The sequence below is a fragment of the Gottfriedia sp. OAE603 genome (assembly GCF_040543965.1).
GTDB classification, from domain to species: Bacteria; Bacillota; Bacilli; order Bacillales; family Bacillaceae_G; genus Gottfriedia; species Gottfriedia solisilvae.
The window spans coordinates 1,475,726-1,494,539 of the sequence record NZ_JBEUNN010000001.1; the positions used below are offsets into that span (position 1 = coordinate 1,475,726).

14 protein-coding genes are annotated in these 18,814 nt (G+C 34.7%); all 14 read left to right on the top strand.

Translation table 11 applies throughout. The annotated features are described in order from the left end of the window. Positions 1-20: 20 nt before the first annotated feature. Positions 21-1,172, top strand: coding sequence for a 1-deoxy-D-xylulose-5-phosphate reductoisomerase (locus ABID96_RS07365; RefSeq protein WP_192601447.1), 1,152 nt, complete (start codon positions 21-23; stop codon positions 1,170-1,172). Between the two features lie 13 nt (positions 1,173-1,185). Beyond that, entirely contained in the window at positions 1,186-2,442 is a 1,257-nt protein-coding gene (gene rseP, locus ABID96_RS07370; RefSeq protein ID WP_192601448.1) for an RIP metalloprotease RseP, read from the top strand. 23 nt (positions 2,443-2,465) lie between these two features. Beyond that, a complete protein-coding gene (locus ABID96_RS07375; RefSeq protein WP_192601449.1) occupies positions 2,466-4,163 on the top strand; it encodes a proline--tRNA ligase in 1,698 nt (565 codons plus the stop codon). A 116-nt stretch (positions 4,164-4,279) separates the two neighbouring features. Then, positions 4,280-8,587 carry a PolC-type DNA polymerase III gene (locus tag ABID96_RS07380; RefSeq protein WP_192601450.1) on the top strand — a complete coding sequence of 1,436 codons (4,308 nt, stop codon included), beginning with the start codon at positions 4,280-4,282 and terminating at the stop codon, positions 8,585-8,587. Positions 8,588-8,829: 242 nt separating this feature from the next. After that, positions 8,830-9,303 carry a ribosome maturation factor RimP gene (gene rimP, locus ABID96_RS07385; protein ID WP_087998511.1) on the top strand — a complete coding sequence of 158 codons (474 nt, stop codon included), beginning with the start codon at positions 8,830-8,832 and terminating at the stop codon, positions 9,301-9,303. A 16-nt stretch (positions 9,304-9,319) separates the two neighbouring features. After that, positions 9,320-10,441 carry a transcription termination factor NusA gene (gene nusA / locus ABID96_RS07390; protein WP_192601451.1) on the top strand — a complete coding sequence of 374 codons (1,122 nt, stop codon included), beginning with the start codon at positions 9,320-9,322 and terminating at the stop codon, positions 10,439-10,441. 8 nt (positions 10,442-10,449) lie between these two features. Beyond that, positions 10,450-10,719 (top strand): RNase P modulator RnpM, encoded by a 270-nt coding sequence (gene rnpM / locus ABID96_RS07395; RefSeq protein ID WP_087998509.1) that lies wholly within the window; start codon positions 10,450-10,452, stop codon positions 10,717-10,719. Then, on the top strand, positions 10,716-11,015 hold the full coding sequence (locus ABID96_RS07400; RefSeq protein ID WP_087998508.1) for a YlxQ family RNA-binding protein: 300 nt from the start codon (positions 10,716-10,718) through the stop codon (positions 11,013-11,015). Before rnpM ends, ABID96_RS07400 begins: the two co-directional genes overlap by 4 nt. 23 nt (positions 11,016-11,038) lie before the next feature. After that, positions 11,039-13,216, top strand: coding sequence for a translation initiation factor IF-2 (infB, locus tag ABID96_RS07405; RefSeq protein WP_192601452.1), 2,178 nt, complete (start codon positions 11,039-11,041; stop codon positions 13,214-13,216). 287 nt (positions 13,217-13,503) lie between these two features. Continuing rightward, on the top strand, positions 13,504-13,851 hold the full coding sequence (gene rbfA, locus ABID96_RS07410; RefSeq protein WP_087998506.1) for a 30S ribosome-binding factor RbfA: 348 nt from the start codon (positions 13,504-13,506) through the stop codon (positions 13,849-13,851). Positions 13,852-13,932: 81 nt separating this feature from the next. Continuing rightward, positions 13,933-14,844, top strand: coding sequence for a tRNA pseudouridine(55) synthase TruB (truB, locus tag ABID96_RS07415; protein ID WP_192601453.1), 912 nt, complete (start codon positions 13,933-13,935; stop codon positions 14,842-14,844). A gap of 70 nt (positions 14,845-14,914) precedes the next feature. Continuing rightward, a complete protein-coding gene (ribF, locus tag ABID96_RS07420; protein ID WP_192601454.1) occupies positions 14,915-15,862 on the top strand; it encodes a bifunctional riboflavin kinase/FAD synthetase in 948 nt (315 codons plus the stop codon). A 132-nt stretch (positions 15,863-15,994) separates the two neighbouring features. Continuing rightward, entirely contained in the window at positions 15,995-16,264 is a 270-nt protein-coding gene (gene rpsO / locus ABID96_RS07425) for a 30S ribosomal protein S15 (RefSeq protein ID WP_087998503.1), read from the top strand. A 212-nt stretch (positions 16,265-16,476) separates the two neighbouring features. Beyond that, positions 16,477-18,591 (top strand): polyribonucleotide nucleotidyltransferase, encoded by a 2,115-nt coding sequence (pnp, locus tag ABID96_RS07430; protein WP_192601455.1) that lies wholly within the window; start codon positions 16,477-16,479, stop codon positions 18,589-18,591. Positions 18,592-18,814 lie beyond the last annotated feature (223 nt).

Sequence of the window (18,814 nt, forward strand, 5' to 3'; positions counted from 1 at the left end):
TGTATAAGGAGACGTACCATATGAAGAAAATCAGCTTACTTGGAGCCACTGGTTCGATCGGCATACAAACTCTTGATATTATTCGAAACCAATCAGAAGATTTTGAGTTAGTAGCATGTTCTGCTGGCAAAAATATCGAAGAATTATACAAAATTATTTTAGAATTCGAACCAAAACTAGTTTCAGTTGCAGGTAAAGAAGAAGCTGACAAGTTGATGAATTTAAAAATTCCTGCGCATACAAAAGTTCTTTATGGTGAAGAAGGATTGATTGAGGTTGCTGTTCACCACGAAAGTACGATATTAGTCAACGCTGTAGTTGGAAGTGTAGGATTAGTTCCTACAATGAAGGCAATCCAAAACAGAAAAACAATTGCTTTAGCAAATAAAGAAACATTAGTGACTGCAGGACATATAGTTATGGCAGAAGCAGAAAAGTACGGTGTCTCTATATTACCAGTTGATAGTGAACACTCAGCGATTTTTCAATGTTTAAATGGAGAAAATCAAAAAGAAATACATAAGTTAATCATCACAGCTTCAGGCGGTAGTTTTCGAGATCAAACAAGAGACAAATTAAAAAATGTAACTGTTGAAGATGCCCTAAACCATCCAAATTGGTCAATGGGTGCAAAAATTACGATTGATTCTGCAACCATGATGAACAAAGGATTAGAAGTAATTGAAGCACATTGGTTATTTGATATGCCGTATGAAAAAATTGAAGTGATTCAACATCGAGAGAGTGTTATTCACTCAATGGTAGAGTTTGATGATGGTAGTGTTATGGCACAGTTAGGAACTCCTGATATGAGAGTACCAATTGCATATGCACTGAATTATCCATCTAGAAAACCGATTCACCAACACAAACCACTTAATTTGATTCAGTTTGGAAAGCTTCATTTTCAAGAAATGGATTTTAACAGATTTAAATGCTTAGCATACTCATATCATGCGGGAAAAGTAGGTGGAAGTCTTCCAACAGTACTAAATGCTGCGAATGAAGAAGCAGTCAGTGCTTTCCTACAGAAAAAAATATCATTCTTACAGATTGAAAATTTAATTGAAAATGCTCTTGAAAAACACGAGTGTATTAGCAAACCTTCGTTAGAAGATATTCGTATAATTGATGAGCAAACTAGACAATTCGTTTCATCACAAATAAAGTAAGGGTGGTCATATCATGAATACAGTAATTGCGTTTATTGTGATCTTTGGGGTACTAGTATTCTTTCACGAATTAGGTCATTTATATTTTGCAAAACGAGCAGGGATATTATGTAGAGAATTTGCAATTGGATTTGGTCCAAAGGTATTTTCATTTTATCGCAATGAAACAACTTATACGATCAGACTACTTCCACTAGGCGGTTATGTAAGATATGCAGGAGAAGACCCTGAAATGGTACAAGTAAAACCTGGGTCTCATATCGGTTTACAATATAATGACCATGGTGAAGTTTCTAAAATTGTCGTGGATCAATTTGATCGTTTTGCTGATCTTCGATTTATTGAAGTAGATACAATTGATTTAGAGCACAAATTAGAAATTATCGGTATTGAAGAAGGAAACGAAGAGCTATCAACAATACGCGTAAATGAAAAAGCTTTTATTTATAGCGAGGGACAAGGTCATCAAATTGCACCTTATAATCGACAATTTAATAGTAAATCAGTCGGGAAAAGAGCAATTGCAATTTTTGCTGGACCGATGATGAACTTTATTTTAGCTCTATTTATTTTTATCCTATTAGGATTGCTTCAAGGTACACCAATTGATGATGCAAAAATTGGTGAATTACTACCAAAAGGTGCAGCTTCAACAGCTGGCTTAAAATCAGGAGATAAAGTGTTATCAATTGATAATAAAGAAGTAAGTAAATGGGCTGAAGTGGTTAAGATTGTAAGAGAAAGTCCTGAAAAAGAATTATTATTTGAAGTGAAACGAAACGATGAAGTTATTTCAATCCCAGTTACACCTAAAGCAGAAAAAATAGATAACAAAGTAAATGGTTTAATCGGCGTATATGCACCAGTTGAAAAGAATGTTTTATCATCTATTAAATATGGTGTAACAGAAACAATTGGATGGACGAAGGAAATCGTATTTGCAGTGGGTCAATTAGTGACTGGTAAATTCTCGATTGATAGTCTATCGGGTCCAGTTGGTATTTATCAAGTGACAGATCAAGCAGCACAATCTGGTATTTTCTATTTGATGAAATGGGCGGCATTCTTAAGTATTAACTTAGGGATTATGAATCTACTACCTTTACCAGCTCTTGATGGAGGAAGATTAACATTTTTCGCAATTGAAGCATTACGCGGTAGACCAATTGATCGTCAAAAAGAAGGCGTTGTTCATTTTATTGGATTTGCATTATTAATGTTATTAATGATTATTGTTACATGGAATGATATAAAAAGATTATTTATGTAGAAAGAAATTTGAGGTGAATTTTTTTGAAACAAAGTATAGTGTTTAGCCCAACTCTTAGAGAAGTACCATCAGATGCAGATATTAAAAGTCATCAACTTTTACTAAGAGCGGGATTTATTAGACAAAACGCTTCTGGTATTTATAGCTTTCTTCCTTTAGGGAATAAAGTTCTTCAAAAAGTAGCAAATATTGTGCGTGAAGAAATGAATAATGCAGGTGCGATGGAAATGTTAATGCCTGCTTTACAAGCGCAAGAATTATGGGAAGAATCGGGAAGATGGGATAATTTCGGACCTGAATTGATGCGTCTACGTGATCGTCACGGACGTGGATTTGCCTTAGGGGCAACACATGAAGAAGTTGTTACTTCAGTCGTACGTGATGAATTAAAATCATATAAGAAATTACCGATTACACTATACCAAATTCAATCTAAATTCCGTGATGAAAAGCGCCCTCGTTTTGGTTTATTACGTGGCCGTGAATTTCTGATGAAAGATGCATATTCATTCCATTCATCACAAGAAAGTTTGGATGAAGTTTATGATCGTTTATTTACTGCATATAGCAATGTATTTAGACGTTGCGGCTTAAATTTCAGAGCAGTTGTTGCCGATTCTGGTGCAATGGGTGGAAAAGATACACATGAGTTTATGGTGTTATCTGAAATCGGTGAGGATACAATTGCATTTTCAACAGAATCAGATTACGCTGCGAATATTGAAATGGCACCAGTTGTTACAGTTTATGAACAAACTGAAGAAAAAATGGACGAGGTACAAAAAGTATCTACACCAAATCAAAAAACAATTGATGAAGTGATTGATTATTTAAACTTACCAATTGAAAAAAGCATTAAATCAATCATCTTTAAAGCAGACGAAGAATTTGTTCTTGTACTTGCTAGAGGTGATCATGAAATAAATGATATTAAATTAAAAAATTACTTAGGTGCACATTCTGTTGAATTAGCAACTAAGGAAGAAGTAAAAGAATTAATGAATTGTGAAGTTGGTTCATTAGGTCCAATTGGTGTAAAACCAGATTTAATGATTTTAGCTGATAATGCAGTTCAAGGGATTGTAAATGGTTGCTGTGGCGCAAATGAAGAAGGGTACCACTATATCAATGTCACTGTAAATCGCGATTATACTGTAAAAGAGTTTGTTGATTTACGATTTATCCAAGAAGGTGACCCATCACCAGACGGAAATGGTGTCATCCAATTTGCTAAAGGTATTGAAGTTGGACATGTTTTCAAGCTTGGTACAAAATATTCAGAATCGATGAATGCAACATTCTTAGATGAGAATGGTAAATCAAATCCAATTATTATGGGATGCTATGGTATCGGCGTATCACGTACATTAGCTGCAATCGTGGAACAATATAATGATGAAAAAGGAATTGTTTGGCCAAAAAATCTAGCTCCATTTGATGTACATGTTATCACAGTTAATACAAAAAATGATGAGCAAGTACAATTGTCTGAAGACATTTATAAAATGCTAAAAGAAAATGGTCAAGATGTTCTAGTTGATGATCGAAATGAACGTGTAGGTGTTAAATTCGCTGACGCTGATTTATTTGGTATTCCTGTACGTATTGTAGTAGGAAAACGTGCGCCTGAAGGAATTGTAGAATTAAAAACAAGAGATGGACAATATAGTAAAGAAGTAGAAATTTCTAACCTTATGAATGAATTAAATATGTTAAAATAGAATAGCTAAGTTTATACGCTTAAAAAGGCGTTCAAACAAAACAAATAAAGTACCTCTTTTTAGAGGTACTTTCTGTTATGTATCCACATTTGTAATTTTCGAAGGTTGGTGAAAAAATGGGACAAACTCGACAGGAACGTTTTCAGCTCTTATTAGATCAGCTTCAATTTCCCCAAGAATTTCGTGAAACGTATTTTAACAACGGGGAAATCGTAAATCTTGAGGTTAATAAAAGCGAAAGAAAATGGCAATTTACATTTAAAATTGAAAATGTTTTACCTTTTGCTACGTTCCAAATATTCGTTACGAATTTATTAAGAACTTTTAAACATATAGCAGATATCTCTGTCGTTATTAAAACTGATAATACAATTGTTGAGGAACAGAAAGTAATCGATTATTGGTCTTATATGATTCAATCGGTTGATTCAAAATCACCGATCCTCCATCATATTGAAAGTGCAATCCCTTCGGTTGAAAAAAATAAAGTTTGCATTAATTTAAATAGCGTCATTGAAGAAAATGCATTTACAAATAGATACGCACCACAGCTTCAAGAACTTTATCAAAATGTCGGCTTTCCAAAGTTGTTTTTCGAAAATAAGATAAACGATAATATTGAAGAAAAAAATGTATTCCTTGAGAAAAAAGCAGAGGAAGATCGAAAGCGAGCAATGGAAGTACTTGTTGAATTAGATAAACGTGAAGCTGAGGAAGCTAACGGGGAAGAGCCACAAGGTCCATTAGTTGTCGGTTATTATATTAAAGAAAATGAGATTAATACAATTTCTTCTATAATTGAAGAAGAAAAACGAGTGATCATACAGGGCTATGTTTTTGATTCTGATGTACGTGAATTAAAAAGCGGCCGTGTATTAATTACATTCAAAATAACTGATTATACGAGCTCAATACTTGTTAAGATGTTCTCACGAGATAAAGAAGACATACCGATGCTTAATAAAATTAAAAAGGGTATGTGGCTAAAAGTTAGAGGGTCTGTCCAAAATGATACATTCGTACGTGATTTAGTCATGATTGCGAATGATATTAATGAAATAACTCCAGATGAACGTAAAGACGAAGCACCAGAGGGAGAACGTCGAATCGAATTACATGCTCACACTCATATGAGTCAAATGGATTCAGTCGTATCTGCGGGTGATTTAGTGAAACAAGCAAGTAAATTTGGCCACGAAGCGATTGCGATTACTGATCACGCTGTAGTCCAATCTTTTCCAGAAGCATTTGGAGCAGGGAAAAAGCACGGGATCAAAATTTTATATGGTGTAGAAATCAATTTAGTGAATGATGGTGTCCCAACAGCATATAATCCTTCTCATGTTTCTTTAGATGATGCAACTTATGTTGTATTTGACGTTGAAACAACAGGACTTTCTGCTGTATATGACACGATTATCGAATTAGCAGCTGTAAAAATCCATAATGGTGAAATAATAGACCGCTTTGAACGATTTGCAAATCCGCATCATCCTCTTTCTGCTACAACGATTGAATTAACTGGTATAACGGATGAAATGGTGAAAAATGCACCTAATGTTGATGTAGTTTTACGTGAATTCAAAGAATGGATGGAAGATTGTATATTGGTTGCACATAATGCATCCTTTGATATGGGCTTTATCCAAATGGGATTCAAAAAATATGAGATTGGCATTACTGAAAATGGCGTAATCGATACACTAGAACTTGCGCGAAATTTATATCCTGATTTCAAAAATTTCCGTTTGAATACACTTTGTAAAAAATTCGATATTAATTTAACACAACATCACCGTGCAATTTATGATGCCGAAGCAACGGGCTTCTTAATGATTAAAATGTTAAAAGATGCAGCGGAACAAGGTATGAATTACCATGATGAATTAAATAACAATATGGGTAAAGGTGATGCATATAAACGTGCTCGTCCATCACATGCAACGTTATTAGCTACAAACGAAGTTGGTCTTAAAAACTTATTTAAGCTTGTTTCTTATTCTCATATTCATTATCATCATCGCGTAGCGAGAGTTCCAAAATCTTTATTAGTTAAACATCGAGAAGGTTTATTAGTAGGGTCGGCTTGTGATAAAGGTGAAGTATTTGAAGCAAGTGTACAAAAGTCACCTGAAGAAGCAGAAAAGTTAATGGAATTCTATGATTATATAGAAGTCATGCCACCTGAGGTCTTATTACACTTAGTTGAGTTAGAAATTGTTCGAAATGAACAGCACTTAAGAGAAGTCATTACGAAATTAGTGAAAATGGCCGAAAAAACGGAAAAGATTGTCGTTGGTACTGGGAATGTTCATTACCTACAAAAAGAAGATCAAATTTACCGTAAAATTCTAATTGGTTCGCAAGGTGGAGCGAATCCTTTAAACAGACATCGTTTACCAGATGTTCATTTTAGAACGACGGATGAAATGTTAAAGGCTTTTGCATTTCTAGGGGAAGAAAAAGCAAAAGAAATAGTAGTAACAAATACTCAGGAGATATCTAGTTTAATAGAAGATATCAAACCAATTAAGGACGATCTTTATACTCCTAAAATTGAAGGAGCGGAAGATGAAGTCCGTAATATGAGTTACAGTATGGCTCGTTCAATCTATGGCGAAGTTTTACCTGAAATTGTGGAAGCTAGGCTTGAAAAGGAATTAAAAAGTATTATAGGACATGGTTTTGCGGTTATTTATTTAATTTCACATAAGCTTGTTAAAAAATCATTAGATGATGGTTATCTAGTAGGGTCACGTGGTTCTGTAGGCTCGTCACTGGTCGCAACAATGACAGAAATTACTGAAGTAAATCCATTACCACCACATTATGTATGTCCGAATTGTAAACACTCTGAGTTTTTCAATGATGGTTCTGTAGGTTCAGGTTTTGATTTACCAAATCAAGATTGCCCTGAATGTGGTACTGCTTATAAGAAGGATGGTCATGATATTCCGTTCGAAACATTCCTTGGATTTAAAGGGGATAAAGTACCCGATATTGATTTGAACTTTAGTGGTGAATATCAACCAACCGCTCATAACTATACAAAAGTACTTTTCGGTGAGGACTATGTATATAGAGCTGGTACAATCGGAACTGTTGCAGATAAAACTGCCTATGGATATGTAAGGGGCTATGCGAATGATCACAACTTAATGTTAAGAGGTGCTGAGTTTGATCGATTAGCAATGGGATGTACTGGCGTAAAAAGAACATCGGGACAGCATCCAGGAGGTATTATCGTAGTTCCAGATTATATGGATATTTATGATTTTTCTCCAATCCAATTTCCAGCAGATGATGTAAAATCTGAATGGAAAACAACACATTTTGATTTCCATTCTATACATGATAACTTATTAAAACTTGATATACTTGGACACGATGATCCAACTGTTATCCGTATGCTTCAAGACTTAAGTGGAATTGATCCGAAAACTATCCCAACAGATGACCCAGAAGTGATGAAAATCTTTGCTGGCCCAGAACCACTAGGTGTAACTGAGGCTCAAATTGGTTGTAAAACAGGTACGTATGGAATACCTGAATTTGGTACGAAATTCGTTCGACAAATGTTAGAAGAAACAAAACCATCTACGTTTTCTGAGCTAGTTCAAATTTCAGGTCTATCACATGGTACTGACGTTTGGCTAGGAAATGCATCTGAATTAATAAATAGTGGCACTTGTACACTATCAGAAGTAATTGGTTGTCGTGATGATATTATGGTTTATTTAATTTATCAAGGACTGGAACCATCACTAGCATTTAAAATAATGGAATCTGTTCGTAAAGGTAAAGGTGTACCACCAGAGTGGGAAGAAGAAATGAGAAATAATAAAGTGCCAGCATGGTATATTGATTCATGTAAAAAAATCAAGTACATGTTCCCTAAAGCCCACGCAGCTGCCTATGTATTAATGGCTGTTCGAATTGCTTATTTCAAAGTACATCACCCAATTCTGTATTATGCTGCTTATTTTACAGTTCGAGCTGAAGATTTTGACATCGAAGCAATGGTAGCCGGACCAAGTACGATTAAAGCGAAAATAGAAGAAATCGCCATTAAAGGTTTAGATGCTTCTGTTAAAGAAAGAAGTTTAATGACAGTTCTTGAATTAGCATTAGAAATGTGTGAACGAGGGTATTCATTTGAACGAATGGATTTATATAAATCAAGTGCAGATGAATTTTTAGTGAATGGAAATAAATTAATCCCTCCATTTAATGCAATTCCTGGTTTAGGAACAAATGCGGCAAAAAATATTGTTTTAGCTAGAGAAAATGGCGAATTTTTATCGAAGGAAGACTTGCAACAAAGAAGTAAGATTTCAAAAACAGTTCTTGAATATTTAGATAAACAAGGCTGTTTACAAGATTTACCTGATCAAAATCAACTATCCTTATTTGACGGGTTTTAACAGTTTGCAAAACTTGGGAATTATGGTATAGTTAGTACAGATGTAATTTTAGCGCGGGAATTTCTTTAAGAGCAGGGGCAACCTGCTCTTTCTTATTACCCTAAAGACCCGATTCATCTTTTTCGTATTAATTGTCAAAGTTTTTACTAACGATTTTTACGTAAATTGGAAATACTAAAGATAATTTCCCTGCTAAATAGCAGGGAATTTTCATCTTGTAATGTTTGGAAGGAGGATTCTTCTTGAGTAAGAAGGTCACAGAGGTTGTTACTGAATTAGCACAACCAATTATAGAACAACTAGGATTAGAATTAGTTGATGTCGAATACGTAAAAGAAGGAAAAGACTGGTTCCTTCGAGTATTTATAGATAATGAGTCTGGAATTGATTTGGAGCAATGTGCTGCGGTGAGTGAAAGACTTAGTGAAATTTTAGATGAAAAAGATCCAATTGAAAATCTATACTTTTTAGATGTATCTTCGCCAGGTGCCGAACGTCCATTAAAGAAAGAACAAGATTTTTTAAAGGCAATTGGAAAGCAAGTTAATATCAAGACTTATGAACCTATTCAAGATGAGAAGAAATTTGAAGGCAAATTAATTTCTTATTCTTCTGAGGAAGTTCAACTTGAATTAACGATTAAAACAAGAAAAAAAATGATTACAATACCAACGCAAAAAATCGCAAGTGCAAGGCTTGCTGTGACGTTTTTCTAAGTAGGGGGTACTTTTAATGAGTTCGGAGTTAATAACAGCACTGGAAATAATTGAAAAAGAAAAAGGAATAAGTAAGGACGTAGTAATTGAAGCGATAGAAGCTGCTTTAATTTCTGCTTACAAACGTAATTTTAATCAAGCACAAAACGTTCGAGTTGACTTTAACTTACATAATGGCTCAATTCGTGTTTTTGCTAGAAAAGAAATAGTTAGCAATGTGTTTGATACACGTTTAGAAATTACTGTTGAAGAAGCACGTCAACACAATCCAAACTTTATCGTTGGAGACATTATTGAATTAGAAGTAACGCCTAAAGATTTTGGTCGAGTTGCTGCTACAACTGCGAAACAAGTCGTAACTCAAAGAGTACGTGAAGCAGAACGTGGTGTCATTTACTCAGAATATATTGATCGTCAAGAAGATATGATGACAGGTACAGTTCAACGTATCGATTCTCGTGCAATATATGTAAACTTAGGTAAAATTGAAGCAGTACTTCCTGTGACAGAGCAAATACCTACAGAAAAATATAAAATCCATGATAGAATTAAAGTATTTGTAACAAAAGTTGAGAAAACTTCAAAGGGTCCTCAAATTTTTGTTTCACGTACTCATCCTGGTCTTCTAAAACGCTTATTTGAAACAGAGGTACCAGAAATTTATGATGGTATTGTAGAAATTCGATCTGTTGCTCGTGAAGCAGGAGACCGTTCTAAAATCTCTGTATATACAAGCAATTCAGATTTAGATCCTGTAGGTGCTTGTGTTGGACAAAAAGGTCAACGTGTACAGTCGATCGTAAACGAATTAAAAGGCGAGAAAATCGACATTGTTCGTTGGTCAAGTGATCCAGTTGAATTCGTTGCAAATGCATTAAGCCCTTCTCAAGTTATTCAAGTACTTGTTAATGAAGAGGAAAAAGCAACAACTGTAGTAGTACCTGATCATCAACTTTCACTTGCAATTGGAAAAAGAGGTCAAAATGCACGTTTAGCTGCACGTTTAACTGGTTGGAAAATTGATATAAAATCACAATCTGATGCAGATAAACTGGGTATTGATTATCAAACATCGACTCCAGTACATGCTTCAAAAGATGAGTATGATGCTTACGCTGAAGACTTTAATGAGGAGTGAGTCAACTCATGAATCGAAAAATTCCATTACGTAAGTGTGTAGTTACACAAGAAATGAAACCTAAAAAAGAATTAATTCGTGTTGTTCGTTCTAAAGAAGGGGAAGTTTCAATTGACCCATCAGGTAAAAAATCTGGGCGTGGTGCTTATCTTACTAGGTCAGCTGAAGTTGTAAAACTTGCCCAGCAAAAAAATACATTGGAACAACAATTAAATGCAAAGATTGATTCAAATTTATATGAAGAACTTTTGGCTTTTGTTGAACAGGACAAAGTATGAGTAATAAAGGATTGTCCTTATTAGGACTTGCAGCTAGAGCTCGAAAAGTGGTTTCAGGTGAAGAATTAGTTGTTAAAGAAGTTCAACAAAAAAGAGCCAAACTTGTTATCTTATCAAAAGATGCTTCTGAGTTAACAGCAAAAAAAATCAGAGATAAGACAACTTTTTATAAGACACCACTTGTGTTTGTTGAAAATCGTTATGATTTAGGGCACGCTATTGGGAAAGACGCTCGCGTGGTCGTTGCAATTACTGATCCAGGATTTGCGACAAAACTTCAGACATTATTAAATTAATGGACTAATCTGGGGGTGAACGTATGACGAAAATTAGAATTTATGAGTATGCTAAAAAGCAAAATGTTTCAAGTAAAGAAATTATTGAAAGACTCAAGGATTTAAAAATAGAAGTAAAAAATCATATGGCCACAATTGCTGAGGATATTGTTGAAAAATTAAATAGTAGTTTTCAACCAAAGTCTGTAGAGGTAAAACAACCCCAAAAAACAGCATCAAAACCTTCTATTAAGGGTATACCTGCGTTAAATTTTGAAACAAGTAATGAACTTGATCTTGAAGTAGACTACCAACTAGAAGACACAAAAGTGAAATCAAAAAAGAACAGTAATAAAAAGAAAAAGACTGATAGCCAAAAGCAAAGCAGTCAAAATGAAGATCGACAAACGAATGGGAATAAGAAAGGCAACCAAAATATGAATCATAAAAACAACTCAACTGAGAACAATTCAAATAAAATCGTTTTCTCAGGTTCTTTAAAAGTATCTGAGCTTGCAAAAAAATTAGGTAAAGAACCATCTGAATTAATTAAAAAATTATTTTTACTTGGAATTATGGCAACAATTAACCAAGACCTTGATAAAGACACGATTGAGTTACTAGCTAGCGATTATGGTGTTGAAGTAGAGGAAGAAGTTATTGTTGACGATTCTGATTTCGAAAACTTTATTGATGAGGAAGATGATGAGTCTCAATTATCAGAACGTCCTCCTGTCGTTACAATTATGGGTCACGTTGACCATGGTAAAACGACATTACTTGACTATATCCGTAAATCAAAAGTAACTGCTGGTGAAGCAGGTGGTATCACTCAACATATTGGTGCATACCAAGTTGACATTGAAGGTAAGAAAATTACTTTCTTAGATACACCAGGTCACGCTGCATTTACAACGATGCGTGCTCGTGGAGCTCAAGTAACTGATATCACTATTATTGTTGTAGCTGCTGATGACGGTGTTATGCCTCAAACAGTGGAAGCAATTAACCACGCAAAAGCTGCAGAAGTACCAATTATTATTGCAGTTAATAAAATGGATAAAGAAGCAGCAAATCCTGATCGCGTAATGCAAGAACTTACTGAATATGGTTTAGTTTCTGAAGCATGGGGTGGAGACACTATCTTTGTTCCAATCTCTGCATTAAACGGTGAAGGTGTAGATCAATTATTAGAAATGATTCTTCTAGTAAGTGAAGTAGAAGAATATAAAGCAAATGATACTCGTAAAGCAGTTGGTACTGTAATCGAGGCTGAGTTAGATAAAGGTAAAGGTTCTGTAGCTACACTTTTAGTTCAAAACGGAACATTAAAAGTTGGTGACCCAATCGTAGTAGGTACATCATTTGGACGTGTACGTGCGATGGTAAATGATTTAGGTCGCCGTATTAAAGAAGCTGGTCCTTCTACTCCTGTTGAAATTACAGGATTAAATGAAGTACCTCAAGCAGGTGACCGCTTTATGGTATTTGCTGATGAAAAACGCGCTCGTCAAGTTGGTGAAGCTCGTGCATCTAAAGCAGTTCTTGAACAAAGAAGTGAAAGCTCAAAATTATCACTTGAAGATTTATTTGCACAAATTCAAGAAGGTAATGTAAAAGAGATTAATTTAATTGTTAAAGCTGACGTTCAAGGTTCTGTCGAAGCAATGGCTGCATCTCTACAAAAAATTGAAGTTGAAGGCGTTAAAGTTAAAATCATTCACACTGGCGCTGGTGCAATCACTGAATCTGATGTTATTTTAGCATCTGCATCAAATGCTATTATCATTGGATTTAACGTACGTCCAGATGTAAATGCAAAACGTACTGCGGACTTAGAAAATGTAGATATTCGTCTACACCGCATCATTTACAAAGCAATTGAAGAAATCGAAGCCGCTATGAAAGGTATGTTGGACCCTGAGTTTGAAGAGAAAGTTATTGGTCAAGCTGAAGTTCGACAAGTATTCAAAGTATCTAAAGTTGGAACAATTGCTGGTTGTTATGTAATCGATGGTAAAATTACTCGCGATAGTGGAGTACGTCTAATCCGTAACGGTATTGTTGTATTTGAAGGTCAATTAGACACGCTTAAACGTTTCAAAGATGACGTGAAAGAAGTTGCAACAAACTACGAATGTGGTATTACAATCGAAAAATACAATGACATTAAAGAAGGCGACATCATCGAAGCCTACGTAATGGAAGAAATTAAACGATAAAAACGAAAAGCGGAGGCGACTGTTCAGCTCCGACAAGCATAAGGCGAAGAACAATGAAAGTTGCTTTTTCAATGGGCTTTGACTTATGACCTCGAGGAGCTAGGAGCCGGAACTAGACAATACGAAAAGCGGAGCAAGCTCGTTCAGCTCCGACAAGTATATTACAAAAACCAACCATTCTGTAAAAAGATGGATTGGTTGAGTTCAATAAATAATATCGAATACATTTAGTTAAACTAATGTATGTAAGCCAGAAATGTTTTGCTTTGTAAGATAGAGGTGAAAGTATGAAAGTTAGAGCACATCGTGTTGGGGAACAAATGAAGAAAGAACTTGGTGAAATTATCGGTAGAAAGATAAAAGATCCAAGAATTGGTTTCGTAACAGTTACTGATGTTCAAGTAACAGGAGATCTTCAACAAGCTAAAGTCTATATTTCAGTATTAGGTGACGATGAACAACGTCAAAATACATTAATTGGATTAGCAAAAGCAAAAGGATTTATTCGTTCTGAAATTGGTCAGCGTATTCGTTTACGTAAGACGCCTGAATTAATTTTTGAATTTGATGAATCAGTGGATTATGGTAACCGAATTGAATCATTGTTAACTCAAATTAACAAAGAAAATCAATAATAGTACTAGATGAAATGGATAGGCGATACTTCGTCTATCCATTTTTCTGCAATACATAAAATGATTAATAAGGTGATAAACATGAATGGTGTCATTGCACTTAACAAACCTACTGGACTAACGTCTCATGATTGTGTGTTTAAAATAAGAAAAATATTAAAGACAAAAAAAGTTGGACATACTGGTACACTTGATCCAGAAGTTACTGGCGTTTTACCAATTTGTGTCGGTGAAGCCACAAAATTAATACCGTATTTAACGGATGATCGCAAAAAATATATCGGTGAAATTACTTTAGGATTTTCTACGGCTACAGAAGATGCACATGGTGAAGTAATTGAAGAGAAGAAAGTGGATCGAACCATCACTCGTAAAGAAATATTAGATGTTTTTAACAAGCTAACTGGCGAAATTCAGCAAACACCACCAATGTACTCGGCGGTTAAAGTAAATGGTAAAAAACTTTATGAATACGCCAGGGCGGGTATTGAAGTAGAGCGTCCAACTAGAACGATTACAATTTATGAATTATCTTTACTTGATGATCGAGAGTTATTTGAGGGCGAAACAATTTCTTTTAAATTTGAAGTGTTTTGTAGTAAAGGCACATATATTCGAACATTAGCAGTGCAAATGGGAGAAATGTTAGGGTATCCAGCACATATGTCATATCTAACTAGAACAAAAGCTGGCGCATTTACTATTAATGATTGTGTTACGTTTGAAGAGCTTGAAGAAAAAGCGGTAGAAGGTACATTAGAGCAGGTTATGCTTTCAATGGAACAAGCTTTAAGTGATTACCCACGACTAAACGTAAATAAAGAAGATGAAGCAAAAGTATTTAATGGAAGTCAATTTAAAAATGAAATGAATGTAAAGGAAGAAGAATTTATCGCTGTATACAATGAAAATGAACGTGTGATTGCGATGTATAGTCCGAATCCGAAAAATCCAAAAATGATCAAACCTACAAGAGTATTTCATAATCAATAGAAAAAACTATATAATTTTTAGCCATTGTTCTATAATGGGGAAAGAGACTTGAATATAGAAGGTGATAAAAATGACGAAATTAATAAAAATCACCCATCCTCATTCGATAAAAAAAGTAGATTGCAAAGAAACGGTCTTAGCACTTGGCTTTTTTGATGGTGTACATAAAGGGCATCAACAAGTCATTAAAACTGCCAAAGAAATTGCGGATGATAAAGGATTATTATTATCAGTTATGACATTTGATCCACATCCTTCAGCGATTCTTGGAAATCGAGATGAGTCGATTTCTTATTTGACGCCTTTGGAACTAAAAGTGAAGTGGATGGAAAAACTTGGTGTTGACCAATTATTTATTGTTCAATTTACAGAGGAATTTGCAAATCTCTTACCCCAGGAATTTGTTGATCAATATATTATTGCATTAAATGCGAAACATGTTGTCGCTGGATTCGATTTTTCATTCGGAAAATATGGAAAAGGTACGATGGAATCACTACCATTTCATTCTCGCAATGAGTTCTTACAAACAACAGTTTCAAAATTTGATATAGATGATGAGAAAGTAAGTTCATCAAGAATTCGTCAAGCGATAAAAGATGGAGAGATGGATGAAGCTGCTCGATTACTTGGAAGACAGTATCAAATCATTGGAACTGTCGTTGATGGTGATAAGAGGGGAAGAACAATTGGATTCCCAACAGCAAATATTTCCGTTTCAGTACCATATGCATTGCCATCAGTTGGCGTTTACGCAGTAAAATGTATCGTAAACGGCGAATTATATGAAGGCATGTGTAATATTGGTTACAAACCGACATTTTATCATGAATTCCAAAAACAAACGATTGAAGTCAATATTTTTAATTTTAATGAAGATATTTATGGAAAAGAAGTTGAGATTTTTTGGTTTACAAGAATTCGTGATGAGAAGAAGTTTAATGGAATAAATGAACTTATTGAACAACTTCATAAAGATCGAGAAACAGTTATTAGTTATTTTAATGAGATTAACTAGAATACTTGCTTTTAGGATGAAAACATAGTACACTTAACAACGTATTTGAAAAACCGTTGCTTGGCTAATCGATATTCACCGACGACTGCTAGGTGATAGGTGTTCAACAATAATTTTATGAGGTGAAAAAACATGGCATTAACTCAAGAACGTAAAAACGAAATTATCAGCACTTACAAAACTCATGCAAACGATACTGGTTCTCCAGAAGTTCAAATTGCAGTTTTAACAGAAAACATCAACTCTTTAAATGGGCACTTACGTACTCACAAAAAAGATCACCACTCTCGTCGTGGTTTATTAAAAATGGTTGGTAAGCGTCGTAACTTACTTAACTACTTACGTAATAAAGATATTACTCGTTACCGTGAATTAATTACTAAATTAGGTTTACGTCGTTAATTTCGAGTACTAAACAGATACTTCTAGGAAAAGCGGGATTTCTTCCCGCTTTTTCTTATACATATCGTTAATTTTATTAAGAAATATTTTAATCTCTTTATCGTTAGTTGATTTCTTTGCTAAACATAGGAGATAATAGGTAATATGAAGATTTTTACATAATTCAAGGTAAGTACAATGAATTGTCATTTAGAGAGGGGTATTTATACCATATGGAACAACAAAAGCACGTTTTTTCCACAGAGCTTGCTGGTAAACCACTTACAGTAGAAGTAGGCCAACTAGCAAAACAAGCGAATGGAGCAGTATTAGTTAGATACGGTGATACAGTCGTTCTTTCAACTGTAACTGCCTCAAAAGAACCAAAAAATCTTAGCTTTTTCCCATTAACTGTAAACTATGAAGAGCGTTTATATGCAGTAGGTAAAATTCCTGGTGGATTTATCAAACGTGAAGGTAGACCAAGTGAAAAAGCAATCTTAGCAAGTCGATTAATTGACCGTCCAATTCGACCACTATTTGCAGATGGTTTCCGTAACGAGGTTCAAGTAATCAGCATGGTAATGAGTGTTGATCAAAACTGTTCTTCAGAAATGGCTGCAATGTTCGGTAGTTCATTAGCTTTATCAGTTTCAGATATTCCATTTAATGGCCCAATTGCAGGTGCTGTCGTTGGTCGTATTAATGGAGAATTTGTGATTAACCCATCTGTTGAACAAGCTGAAGAAAGTGATATTAACTTGACAGTAGCTGGAACAAAAGATGCAATTAACATGGTTGAAGCTAGTGCTAATGAAGTGCCAGAAGATGTAATGTTAGAAGCTATTATGTTTGGACATGAAGAAATTAAGAAATTAATTGCTTTCCAAGAAGATATTGCAGCTCAAGTAGGTAAAGAAAAATCTGAAGTAAAACTTCATCAATTAGATGCTGAAATAGAAAAGCAAGTTCGTGACCTTTGTGAAGCAGAATTAAATTCTGCAATTCAAGTACATGAAAAACATGCACGTGAAGAAGCAATTACAGAAGTGAAAAATCGAGTAATTGCAGAGTTTGAAGAAAAAGAGGCAGATGAAGAAACGATCGGACAAGTTAAAGAAATTCTTTCTAAACTTGTTAAAGAAGAAGTTCGTCGCTTAATAACTGTTGAAAAAGTACGTCCGGATGGAAGAAAGTTAGACGAAATTCGTCCATTATCTTCACAAGTAGGACTTCTACCTCGTACACATGGTTCTGGTCTATTTACACGTGGACAAACTCAAGCCCTAAGTATTTGTACTTTAGGAGCGCTTGGTGATGTTCAAATTCTTGATGGATTAGGAATTGAAGAATCTAAACGTTTTATGCATCATTATAACTTCCCATTATTTAGTGTTGGTGAAACTGGTCCAATCCGTGGTCCTGGTCGTCGTGAAATTGGGCATGGTGCATTAGGCGAAAAAGCTCTTGAGCCAAGTCTACCTGATCAGAAAGATTTCCCTTATACAATTCGACTTGTTTCTGAAGTACTTGAATCAAATGGTTCTACTTCACAAGCAAGTATTTGTGCAAGTACTTTAGCAATGATGGACGCTGGTGTACCAATTAAAGCACCTGTAGCTGGTATTGCGATGGGATTAATTAAATCTGGTGAATATTATTCAGTTTTAACTGATATTCAAGGAATGGAAGATCATTTAGGAGATATGGACTTTAAAGTAGCCGGTACTTCTAATGGTGTAACTGCTCTTCAAATGGATATTAAAATTGAAGGTTTATCTAGACAAATTCTAAAAGAAGCATTAGATCAAGCAAAAATTGGTCGTATGCAAATTCTAGATTCAATGATTGCTACAATCAGTGAACCAAGAAAAGATTTATCAGAATTCGCACCTAAAATTTTAATGATGTCAATTAAACCAGATAAAATTAAAGATGTCATTGGACCTGGTGGTAAGCAAATCAATAAAATTATTGAAGAAACTGGTGTAAAAATTGACATCGAACAAGATGGAACAGTCTTTATCTCATCTGTTGATCAACCAATGAACGAACGTGCTAAACAAATTATTGAAGACCTTGTTCGTGAAGTTGAAGTTGGACAACTTTACATGGGTAAAGTAAAACGAATTGAAAAGTTCGGAGCTTTCGTTGAAATCTTTGCTGGTAAAGATGGTCTTGTTCACATTTCTGAACTTGCTGAAGAGCGTGTAGGTAAAGTTGAAGATGTTATTGCACTTGGCGATGAATTCCTTGTTAAGGTTACTGAAATCGATAAGCAAGGACGAGTAAACTTATCTCGCAAGGCAGTATTAAAAGAACAAAAAGAAAAAGCTGAACAACAATAAGTTTGTTTCTCCTTGATCATAGGTTCAATTTACCTTTTGAGGTTATTGACTGATGACTTTGAGAAGTTTAGCACTGAACGAAATGAAAAATATAAAAAAAGTCAGGTATAAATAGGAAAATTCCTATGAGTGCCTGACTTTTTTTTGGTTACACTAAAGTATAAAGTGAAACATCTTCATCCAATTAACGCTATCATGTTTAAGTTGAATGATCTTGTTACAT